14 protein-coding genes are annotated in these 10037 nt (G+C 72.4%); 13 read left to right on the top strand and 1 reads right to left on the bottom strand.

Features of this window, described 5'->3' with window-relative positions:
• On the bottom strand, nt 1-725 hold a 725-nt coding region (locus tag AC1DY2_RS09390), incomplete at its 3' end, for a CHAT domain-containing protein (RefSeq protein ID WP_476762175.1).
• 284 nt (nt 726-1009) lie between these two features.
• On the opposite strand from AC1DY2_RS09390, the gene AC1DY2_RS09385 reads away from it, so the two are divergent.
• The 13 genes from AC1DY2_RS09385 to AC1DY2_RS09325 all read left to right on the top strand — a co-directional run.
• A complete protein-coding gene (locus tag AC1DY2_RS09385; RefSeq protein WP_476762176.1) occupies nt 1010-1918 on the top strand; it encodes a DMT family transporter in 909 nt (302 codons plus the stop codon).
• 136 nt (nt 1919-2054) lie between these two features.
• Nucleotides 2055-2414: a GntR family transcriptional regulator gene (locus AC1DY2_RS09380; RefSeq protein WP_476762174.1), complete on the top strand. Its 360-nt coding sequence runs from the start codon at nt 2055-2057 to the stop codon at nt 2412-2414.
• The gene (locus AC1DY2_RS09375; protein ID WP_476762173.1) at nt 2411-3319 is read left to right on the top strand and encodes an ABC transporter ATP-binding protein; all 909 of its coding nucleotides are present in this window, start codon (nt 2411-2413) and stop codon (nt 3317-3319) included. Before AC1DY2_RS09380 ends, AC1DY2_RS09375 begins: the two co-directional genes overlap by 4 nt.
• Nucleotides 3316-4083: a hypothetical protein gene (locus AC1DY2_RS09370; RefSeq protein ID WP_476762172.1), complete on the top strand. Its 768-nt coding sequence runs from the start codon at nt 3316-3318 to the stop codon at nt 4081-4083. The genes AC1DY2_RS09375 and AC1DY2_RS09370 overlap by 4 nt, the downstream gene beginning before the upstream one ends.
• Nucleotides 4084-4176: 93 nt before the next feature.
• Nucleotides 4177-4869 (top strand): ABC transporter ATP-binding protein, encoded by a 693-nt coding sequence (locus AC1DY2_RS09365; RefSeq protein ID WP_476762171.1) that lies wholly within the window; start codon nt 4177-4179, stop codon nt 4867-4869.
• Nucleotides 4866-5510, top strand: coding sequence for an FtsX-like permease family protein (locus AC1DY2_RS09360; protein WP_476762170.1), 645 nt, complete (start codon nt 4866-4868; stop codon nt 5508-5510). The genes AC1DY2_RS09365 and AC1DY2_RS09360 overlap by 4 nt, the downstream gene beginning before the upstream one ends.
• Nucleotides 5511-5522: 12 nt before the next feature.
• A complete protein-coding gene (locus AC1DY2_RS09355) occupies nt 5523-6182 on the top strand; it encodes a hypothetical protein (protein WP_476762169.1) in 660 nt (219 codons plus the stop codon).
• A 33-nt stretch (nt 6183-6215) separates the two neighbouring features.
• Nucleotides 6216-6548, top strand: a complete 333-nt coding sequence (locus AC1DY2_RS09350) for a chorismate mutase (protein ID WP_476762168.1) — start codon at nt 6216-6218, stop codon at nt 6546-6548.
• Nucleotides 6545-7465, top strand: coding sequence for an SDR family NAD(P)-dependent oxidoreductase (locus AC1DY2_RS09345; protein WP_476762167.1), 921 nt, complete (start codon nt 6545-6547; stop codon nt 7463-7465). Before AC1DY2_RS09350 ends, AC1DY2_RS09345 begins: the two co-directional genes overlap by 4 nt.
• Entirely contained in the window at nt 7462-7656 is a 195-nt protein-coding gene (locus tag AC1DY2_RS09340; protein ID WP_476762166.1) for a hypothetical protein, read from the top strand. Before AC1DY2_RS09345 ends, AC1DY2_RS09340 begins: the two co-directional genes overlap by 4 nt.
• A gap of 275 nt (nt 7657-7931) precedes the next feature.
• A complete protein-coding gene (locus tag AC1DY2_RS09335) occupies nt 7932-9089 on the top strand; it encodes an alcohol dehydrogenase catalytic domain-containing protein (RefSeq protein ID WP_476762165.1) in 1158 nt (385 codons plus the stop codon).
• Nucleotides 9090-9152: 63 nt separating this feature from the next.
• Nucleotides 9153-9572 carry a pilus assembly protein CpaE gene (locus AC1DY2_RS09330; RefSeq protein WP_476762164.1) on the top strand — a complete coding sequence of 140 codons (420 nt, stop codon included), beginning with the start codon at nt 9153-9155 and terminating at the stop codon, nt 9570-9572.
• On the top strand, nt 9569-10037 hold a 469-nt coding region (locus AC1DY2_RS09325), incomplete at its 3' end, for a hypothetical protein (RefSeq protein WP_476762163.1). The genes AC1DY2_RS09330 and AC1DY2_RS09325, both read left to right, overlap by 4 nt.

The raw sequence follows: 10037 nt of genomic DNA, 5'->3' as shown, positions 1-10037 counted from the left end.
GGGCCGACGAACGCGAGCACGCCCTCCTCGGAGGAGGGGTCGTACGAACCGTGCCCGACGAAGTGGAGCACGTGCCACGGCGCCGAGAGCAGCTTCTCGTGCACGTTGGTCCACGTGACGTCGTCGAGCCACTCGACGAGGATCCGGCCGCGGGCGATATGGGGCCCGAGCGCCGTCTCGAGGCGCATCCGCTCACCCGCGGCGTCGATCGCCGGCAGGTCGCTGGGCGCGGCGACCATCGCGAGCACCCGCAGCGGCGGGTCGAGGTTCAACGGTTCCATCGCGTCCGTCGTCGGGATCTGACGGATCAGCGGCTCCTTGCGGCAGACGTACACGCCGGCCTGGGGGTCGAACAGCGACTCCCACGGGAGGGCGGCGAGCGTCGGCGCGACGAGCCGCAGCCGCACCTGGAGGCTCTCCCCGTGCTCCTTGGCGACGGCACGGCTCGTGCGATACGCCTCCTCGACCTCGCCGGTGAAGACGGCGGAGAACAGCTCCGTGCCCACGCGCTGGATCTCGGTCTCGCCCGCGGTCAGCACCCGCCGCGCGGGAACCGCAGAGGCGAGCACCGTGGAGTCCATGAACGGCAACCGGGTGATGAGGGTGTCGACGTCCAGCCGGAACGACGCGGATGCCGCGTCCGCCCCGGCCGATCGGAGCACGCGAACGGCCCACGTGCCCGGCTCCTCGCCGGGTCCGATCTCCAGCTCGATGATCGCGCTCACCAGCGGCTCCCGGGCGGTTCCGGGGAGACTGGCCCGGAACCGATACGGAAGCAGGCTACTCCCGCGCTGCCCGGGCGGTCATCAGGTCGGGCACGGGTCGGGCGGCGGAAGCATCCTGCCGACCTCCGGCGGATTCCGGACAAGCACCTTCCGGAGGCGCGACCGCCGTCGGCGGCCGGGCGTACGCTCGACCGGTGAGCACGAGCACCAGCGCGAAGTCCGCCGTCGCGGCATCCGGTCCCAGGCCATCGGGACGGCTGTCGACGTGGGTGCAGTTCCTCGCGATGGGGGTCGTGTGGGGGGCGAGCTTCCTCTTCATGAAGGTCGCGCTCGACGGGGTGTCGTTCGGGCRGGTCGCGTGGACGCGCACGCTGCTCGGCGCCCTCGCGCTCGGCACGATCGTGCTCGTCACCCGACCGCGGGTGCCACGGGCCGACGGCACGCCGGGCCCAGTGCTGCCGCGCGAGCGGGTGGTGTGGCTGCACTTCCTCGTCGTGTCGCTCACGACCTGCGTCATCCCCTACCTGTGCTTCGCGTGGGCCGAGCAGTACGTGTCGTCGAGCCTCGCGTCGATCTACAACGCGACGACGCCGATCATGACCGCGCTCATGGCCACCCTGGTCTTCCGCGTCGAGCGGCTCGGCCTGAGCCGCTGGGTCGGCGTCGGGGTCGGCATCGTGGGCGTGCTCGTCATCATCGGGCCGTGGCAGTACCAGGCGCTCACGGGCAGCCTCGCCGGGCAGCTCGCGTGCCTCGTGGCCACGCTCTGCTACGGGTTCACGTTCGGCTACCAGCGCCGGTTCCTCAGCCAGCGGCCGATCGCGCCGGCGACCTTCGCGTTCCTCTCGATCGGCGTCTCGGCCGTCGTGATGCTCGCCCTCACGCCGTTCATCGCGCTGACCCCGGTCGACCTCGACTGGACCATCGTCGGCTCGCTGCTGGCCCTCGGCGTGCTCGGCACCGGCCTGGCCTACATCTGGAACATCAACGTGCTGCGCGCCTGGGGGCCGACCGGCACCTCGACGGTCACGTACGTGACCCCGGTCGTCGGCGTCGCCCTGGGCGTGCTGCTGCTCGGCGAGCGCTTCAGCTGGCACGAGCCGGTCGGCGCGGTGCTCGTGCTGGTCGGCATCCTGCTGACGCAGGGGCGCCTCCGCCTCCCGCGGCGCGCCACCGCCGCCTCAGCGGCCTGACGGCAACGCCCTCGCCAACCGCCGCGTACCCCGAAGGTCTTGACAGCGGCATCCGTGCATGGTTGGTTAGTTACACAAGTAATGAACCAACGAGGTTCGCGCACAACACCAGAACGCACGACCAGATAGGCCGGCATTGGACGAATCACGCCCGATCTTCATCCAGATCGCTGAACAGGTCGAGAACGACATCATCGAGGGATCGCTGCCCGAGGGTGGCCAGATCCCGTCGACGAACGAGTTCGCGACCTTCCTGCGCGTCAACCCGGCCACGGCACTGAAAGGGGTGAATCGCCTTGTCGACGACGGAATCGTGGAGAAGCGACGGGGGATCGGCATGTTCGTGACCCAGGGCGCGCGGGCACGGCTCATCGAACGTCGCAGGGCCGACTTCGCCGCCGAGTACCTCCGGCCGCTCATCATCGAGGCCGAGAAGCTCGGCATCGACATCGACGAACTCGCGGGGCTGCTCCGCGCGGAAAGGATCGACTCATGACCCGCACCGTGGTCCGCGCGAGCGGACTCACCAAGCGCTACGGCTCGTTCACGGCGGTGGACGCCGTCGACTTCACGCTCGAGGAGAACCGCATCTACGGCCTCCTCGGCCGGAACGGCGCAGGCAAGACCACCGTGATGCAGATGCTGACCGGCCAGATCTTCCCGAACGACGGCGAGCTCGAGGTGTTCGGCCGCACGCCGGCCGAGCACGCCGACGTGCTGCGACGACTCTGCTTCATCGCGGAGTCGCAGCGATACCCCGACGCCTTCCACGCCTCGCACGTGCTGAAGGCGGCACCGTGGTTCTTCGAGAACTGGGATGCCGAGTTCGCCGCGCGACTCGTGGACGACTTCCGGCTCCCGCTCAATCGCCCCGTCAAGAAGCTCTCGCGCGGCCAGCTCTCTGCGGTGGGGGTCATCGTCGGCCTCGCCTCACGCGCACCGCTGACGTTCTTCGACGAGCCCTACCTGGGCCTCGATGCCGTCGCGCGGCAGATCTTCTACGATCGGCTCCTCGCTGACTATCTCGCGCACCCCCGCACGATCGTGCTCTCGACGCACCTGATCGACGAGGTGGCCAACCTCCTCGAGCACCTGCTGATCATCGACCAGGGACGCATCCTGCTCGACCGCGACGCCGACGAGGTGCGCGGTTCGGCCACCACGGTGGCGGGCGGCCGTGCCGCGGTCGAGTCGTTCGTCGCCGATCGCGCGGTGATCGGTCGCGAGAGCCTCGGCGGACTGGCGTCCGTCACGATCGACGGCCGGCTCGACCAGGCCGACCGCATCCGAGCCGCGGAGCTCGGCCTCGAGCTCGCACCGGTCTCGCTGCAGCAGCTCATCGTCCACATGACCGGCGCCGACCTCCGCACCGACTCGACCGAACAGGAGGTCGCAGCATGACCGCCGTGATCGAACAGCCGTCCGTCCGCACGGAGCCGCGGACGCGATTCACCGAGGTGTGGCGCGTCGTGCGCCTGCACGCCCTCACGCCGTCGGTGTTCTTCGGCATCCCGTGGATCATCCTCGGCGCCGCATGGCTGGTGATGATCGTCATCGGCATCATCGCCGGTGCCGCGGGCGCGGACACCGAGAAGATGGGCGAGGGCATGCGCTACAGCTGGGCGGTGCTGTCGCCGCAGTGGTACCTCGTCGTCGTCGGCGTCCAGGCCATCGGCCTCACGATGTCGTTCGCTCTGGGATTCGGCGCGACGCGACGCGACTTCTGGCTCGGGACGAGCGCGATGTTCGGCATCGTCTCGCTGCTGAACGCCATCGCCATCGCCACCCTCGTGCAGGTCGAGAAGGCCACGAACGGCTGGTGGCTGAACGTCTCGATGTTCGACGCGCTCTGGTATGGGCAGAACGGCTGGCTGGTCGACTTCTACACGACGCTCGCACTCCAGCTGTTCGTGCTCTTCATCGGGGCGAGCGTCACGACCGTGTACCTGCGGTGGCGGATGCGCGGGATGCTGACCCTCGCTTCGGGCGCGGTCGCGCTCCTCCTCGGCGGAGTCGCCATCGCGACCTTCACCGAGAGTTGGCCGGCGATCTTCGAGTGGTTCGGGGGGATCGGCGTCGTGGGGGTGTTCACCGTCGTGCTCGGGGCCGCCCTCGTGTGCGCGATCGGCGGCTACTTGGTGATCCGGCGGGCCACGCCCCGCTGACCCGCCGGGGTCATCCCCGAGGATGACGCCGAGCCGCCTCAATCCACCTCGCGTGCGACGCGAGCGGAGACCCGGCGGCGCGAGGCTCGGAGCATGAGTTCCTTCGTGATCGAGGCCGCCGGCCTCAGCAAGACCTTCGGGTCCACCCATGCCCTCGCCGGCGTCGACCTCTCGGTGCGCACCGGCGAGTCCGTCGCCATCATGGGCGCCTCGGGTTCCGGCAAGACGACGCTGCTGCACTGCCTCGCGGGCATCACCCGCCCCGACGCGGGGACGGTCGGCTTCCACTCGGGCGCCGGGCGCGTCGAGGTGACCGCCCTCAGCGAGCGCGAGCGCTCGAGGCTGCGGCGCGAGGCGTTCGGGTTCGTCTTCCAGCAGGGGCTGCTCATCCCCGAGCTCACCGCCGTCGAGAACGTCGCGCTCGCGCTCATGCTCAATGGGATGCCGCGCGCCCGCGCCGAGGAGTACGGGCGCGGCTGGCTCGCCGCCCTGGGCCTCGCGGGCATGGAGGACCGCCGCATCGGGCAGCTCTCGGGCGGGCAGGCGCAGCGCGTCGCCATCGCCAGGGCGCAGGTGACCGGGGCATCCGTGATCTTCGCCGACGAGCCGACCGGCGCGCTCGACTCGACCACGTCGGCCGAGGTGATGCGGGCGCTGCTCGACTCGACGACCGGCCAGGGTCGCACGCTCGTCGTCGTCACGCACGACGGCGAGGTCGCCGCGCGCTGCTCGCGCATCGTCGACGTGCGCGACGGCCGCATCGTGGGCGAGCGGGTGCCCGCATGATCGCCCGGGTCGCATGGCTCCTCGCACGTCCGGGATCGGCGGGCGCCGCGGCATCCGTGCTGCCCGTGACCGCGTTCGGGATCGTCACGGCGCTGCTGCTCACCGTGATCGGCGGCGCGCAGACCTTCTGGACCTGGACCGACGACGACGGCATCCTCTACCAGGCGCTCGCGRTCATCGCCCTCGTGCTGCTCGTCGTGCCGCTCGTCTCGCTCGGCGGAGCGGCCGCGCGGCTGTCGGCCCGACGGCGCGATGACCGGCTCGCCACCCTGCGGCTGCTCGGGGCGACTCCGGCGACCGTCTCGGCGCTCGCCGTGATCGAGTCGTCGGTGCTGGCGCTCGTCGGCGCGGTCGCGGGCGTGGCCGTGTACCTCGCCATCGTGCCGCTGCTCGGGCTCATCGAGTTCCGCGGCGAGCCGCTCGGGGCATCCGGTGTGCTGCTGCCGTGGTGGGTGCTCGTCGCCGTGCCGTTCGGGATCGCCGCGCTCGCCGCGCTGAGCGCCGTGCTCGGGCTACGGCAGGTGGTCATCTCGCCGCTCGGCGTGCGCACCCGTCAGGAGGCCCCGCGGATGCACTGGGTGCGCGCGGTCGTCGCCGTGGTCGTGGTCGCGCTCGCGTTCGGCGTGATGTCGGTGCTGTAGGTCGCGGGCAGCGTGATGGTGATCCTCGCCATGCTCGCGTTCGGGTTCGGCGCCTCCCTCGCGGTGCTGAACCTGGTCGGCCCATGGGCGATCCGGCTCGTCGCGAAGGGGCAGGCGAAGCGGGCGAAGACGCCGGGCCGGCTGCTCGCCGCACGCACGGTGCTCGAGTCGCCGAAGGGCGCCTGGCGCCAGGTCGGCGGCGTGGCCATGACGAGCTTCATGGCGGTCTTCGCCGGCACCGGCGTCGCGGTGCTCGACGCGCTCGGCACCGGCGGCGACGCCGACTCCGACGTGCTGATGGCCGACATCCGCACCGGCATCCTCATCACGGTGATCGGCTCGTTCCTCATGGTCGCGTGCTCGGTGGGCGTCAACCAGGCCGCCGGCATCCTCGACCGCGGCGAGCTCTACCGCAGCCTCGACATGCTCGGCATGCCGGTCGGCACGATGGATGCCGCGCGCCGCCGTTCGGTGATGTCGCCGCTGCGCATCACGGCGATCGGCTCGGCCGTCACCGCGGCCGTCGTGATGCTGCCGCTGACGGGCATCACGCTCATCGTCGCGCCCGCGTCGCTGCTCGTCATCGCGGGCGTTCTGGCCGTCGGGATCGGCATCGTGTGGCTCGGCCTGCTGTCCACGCGACCGGTGCTCGTGCGTGCGGCGACGGGGTGATCCGCGGGCCGGTCACGCGGGTACGCTCGATGCATGACTGATGGGCTGATCGACGAACGGGATGCCGCGATGAGCGAGCTGCTCGGCATCCGCTCGAGCATCGACAACATCGACGCGGCCCTCATCCACCTGCTCGCGGAGCGCTTCAAGTTCACGCAGCAGGTCGGGCGGCTGAAGGCCGAGCACGGACTGCCGCCGAGCGATCCCGAACGTGAGAAGCGGCAGATCGCCCGGCTCAGGGCGCTCGCGGTGGATGCGCACCTCGACCCGGCGTTCGCCGAGAAGTGGTTCAACTTCGTGGTCGCCGAGGTCATCCAGCACCACGAGGAGCTCGCCGGCAACGGTGGCGCCGGCGACGGCCTGTGACCTGGTACCCGCTCCCGCTCCCGCCGCAGTCCGGGCGGCGGTACCTCGTCACCGGCGCGAACGCCGGCCTCGGGTTCTTCACGGCGGCGCGACTCGCCGGCGCGGGCGCGCACGTGGTGCTGAGCGGGCGCAGCCCCGAGCGGCTGGATGCCGCGGCGGCGGCGATCCGCGGCGCCCGGCCAGCGGCATCCGTCGACACGCTCGTGATGGACGTGTCGTCGCTTGAATCTGTGACGGATGCGACCGGCCGGCTGCTGGCCGAGGCGCCCCCCGACGGGATCGTGGCCAACGCCGGCATCGTGCACCCGCCGCGCCACCGCGAGGAGTCGGTCGACGGCAACGAGCTCGTGCTCGCGACGAACGTGCTCGGGCACTTCGCGCTGCTCGGCCGGCTGGTGCCGCATCTGGCGCCGGGAGGCCGGGTGGTGTCGCTCGGGTCCCTGGCGACGAGGCTGTCGACGTTCCGGGTCGACGACCTGCAGCTCGAGCGCGGCTACGACGGGTGGCGGGCGTACGCGCAGTCGAAGATCGCGGCGCAGGCGGTCGGCTTCGAGCTCGACCGGCGACTGCGGGCGGTCGGGAGCTCCGTGGCGAGCGTGGTCGCRCATCCGGGCTACTCGGTGAGCGGACGCACGCCCACGGTGCCGGGCGTCAACGAGCCGAGCCGCGGCGGACGCTTCGGCGACGCGCTGCAGGCCGCGTGGGCGCAGGGCAAGCACCGGGGCGCCGAGGTTGTGCTGCACGCACTGACCGCCGCCGACGTGGAGGGCGGCCAGTTCTGGGGTCCCCGCTTCCTGACGCGGGGCGAGCCGACGCTGCAGGAGCCGACCCGGGTGTCGTCCGACCCGGCGATCGGCGCGCGGGTGTGGGCGTTCGCCGAGCAGGCGACGGGTCGCCCGTTCGTGGTCGGCGCGTGACGGCGGAGCGGCGTGCGGGCGCCCGATGGTTCACCCCGCGCGTGCGGATGCTGCTGGCCCGCGTCGTCGTGGTCGTCGGCGTGGTGATCGCGCTGCTCGCGCTCGTCACGGCCCGGTGGGGGCTGCTGTTCGTCGCGGTCATCGTCGTGGGCCTGGGCGCCGCGATGAGCCCGGCGCGCCGCCGCTCCTGAGCCGCGCCGCAGCCGCCGGACGGGCGCGGTTCACCTGCGCGCAACCCGCACGTCGGGTGGCGTTGGCGGCCGCTGCATAGCGTCGGGGCAAGGTATCGCGGGCGGAGTTCCGCGCGGCGGAGCGGCCTCACCCAACCGGGGCCGTCTGAGGAGGCCCAGCCATGTCCAGGCACACCATGCTCGTCGACCTGTTCGAGCAGCTCGACAGCGCCGACGAGCACGACATCGACCTGCTGGTCGACCTGCTCGGCCTCGGCCGGCGCTAGGGCACGCGCGTGCACACCGTGCAGCACGTCGGCGAGCTCGACGTCATCGTGAAGCCCTCCCCCGTCGCCATGGTCTGGAACGACCCCGGTCGCCCGCACGACGCGATCGCGGCGCCGGGCGTACGGCTCTCGCCGGGTGAGGCGCTCGTCGAGGTGGAGCTCGCGACCATCTGCCCGTCCGACGTGCGCACCGTGCGCGGCGAGCGTCCGGCGCACCGTCCGCTGGTGCTCGGGCACGAGCAGGTGGGGCGGGTCGTCGCCGTGGGCGAGGGCGCCCGCCGGGCCGACGGCGTGCCGCTCGAACTCGGCGACCGGGTGGTGTGGTCGGTGCTCGTCGCCTGCGGCACCTGCGACCGCTGCGCGCGCGGCCTGCCGCAGCGGTGCCGCGAGCTCGCCCGCTACGGGCACGAACGCGTGCACCGCGGCTGGGAGCTCTCGGGCTCCTTCGCCACCCACGTGCAGCTGCGCGTCGGCACCGACATCGTGCGGGTGGGCGAGGACATCCCGAGCCGGGTGCTCGCACCGGTGTCGTGCGCGACGGCGACGGCGGTCGCGGCGTTCGACGCGGCATCCGCTCGGCTCGACCTCGAYGGCCGCCTCGTGCTCGTGACCGGCGGGGGGCTCGTCGGGCTCACGGTGGCCGCGCTCGCGATCGAGGCGGGCGCCGAGGTGATCGTCTCCGAGCTGGATGCCTCGCGGCGGGCGTTCGCGCGCCTGATCGGCGCCGTCTCGGTCGACCCGACGGCCCGGTCGGCCTCGCCCGAGCGGCTGGACCAGGCGCTCGCCGACTTCGAACGGCGCGGGCTGCCCGAGGTGCTGGCCGCCGTCGAGACGTCGGGCGCGCCGTCGGCGGTGCGCACCGCGATCGGCTCCCTCGGTGCGGGCGGCACGGCCGTGCTCGTCGGCAGCGTGCCGCCCGGATCCGAGGTGTGCCTCGACCCCGACTCGCTCGTTCGACGCCTCGTGACGGTCACCGCCGTGCACGACTACACGGGGTCGCAGCTGCGGCGCGCCGTCGACTTCCTCGAGCGCTCGTGGCGGCGTGTGCCGTTCGACGAGCTCGTGGGCGCCACGCATCCACTGGTCGAACTCGACGAGGCACTCGCGGAGGCCGCGACGGGCCGGTACGTGCGGGTCGGCGTCGCGCCGGGACGACGAGCCGTGTGAGCGGTCCCACGCCGCGCCATACGGGGGCGTGACGCCGCGTCCGGTTCAGGGCAGCATGGGGTGATGATCAGCAGGGAGCTGGCGCTCGCGCTCCGGGAAGCGGGCCTCACCTGGCATCCGGAGTCCGGCGACCGCTTCCAGCTCGACCTGGCCGAGAACGTCGAGGCCGAGGTCGAGGCCGATGTCTTCACGGTGAGCGAGATGACGATCGAGGCGCGGCGGTACCCGACGGGCACGATCCTCGCGTTCAACGGAACGACCGAGTGGGCGCTCGACTCGGTCGCGCTCGCCGATGCGGTGTGGCTGCCCCGTGAGGACCAGCTGCGCGAGCTGCTGCGGGCGACGTTCCGGTCGCTGACCCGCCTCGACGACGCGTTCGAGGTCGAGGTCGAGGTCGCCGGCTCGCGCATGCGGTTCGAGCACCCCGACGTGGCCGAGGCGTACGGGCTGGCACTGCTCGAGCTCATCGGCAGGTCGAGATGACGGATGCCGCGGCCGCGGCCTCCGTCGCCCGCGCCAGGCGGCTCGTGGCCGACGCCGTCGCCGCACTGCGGGATGCAGGGGCCCGCCAGGAGGTGCTCGCGGAGCTCGTGCCCGAACGACGTGTGCTCGGAATCCCGCGCGCCGCACGCATGACCCCGCTCGGACGGGTGTGGCGGCTCGGTGTGCTGCTGCTCGACGAGTCGGGCGGCGCCTGGGACACCGGCCGGGTCGTGCGAGCCGAGCGGGCGGCGCGCAAGAGCATCACCGCCGCGGCGGTCGCCGAGCAGCGCGCCCTCCGGGCCGCGGCGGTCAAGGGCGGCATCCACGAGGGCGAGACGGTGGCGTTCGACGCGCGACCGATCGACTTCGACGAGCTCGGCCGCGCCGGGGCATCCGGCCCGCTCGTGCTGCGCGACGGCGAGGTGCTCGTGCGCTGGAGCCACGCCCAGCCCGACGCGCTCATGC

The sequence above is a fragment of the Agromyces sp. P1_H4 genome (genome assembly GCF_056405255.1).
This window is presented reverse-complemented; position numbering and strand designations above follow the sequence as displayed.

Bases quoted from the DNA above. Each gene is read 5' to 3' on its own strand.
- AC1DY2_RS09350 (WP_476762168.1), top strand. From the start codon at position 6,216: ATGACTGATGGGCTGATCGACGAACGGGATGCCGCGATGAGCGAGCTG.
- AC1DY2_RS09375 (WP_476762173.1), top strand. From the start codon at position 2,411: ATGACCCGCACCGTGGTCCGCGCGAGCGGACTCACCAAGCGCTACGGC.
- AC1DY2_RS09330 (WP_476762164.1), top strand. From the start codon at position 9,153: ATGATCAGCAGGGAGCTGGCGCTCGCGCTCCGGGAAGCGGGCCTCACC.
- AC1DY2_RS09370 (WP_476762172.1), top strand. From the start codon at position 3,316: ATGACCGCCGTGATCGAACAGCCGTCCGTCCGCACGGAGCCGCGGACG.
- AC1DY2_RS09365 (WP_476762171.1), top strand. From the start codon at position 4,177: ATGAGTTCCTTCGTGATCGAGGCCGCCGGCCTCAGCAAGACCTTCGGG.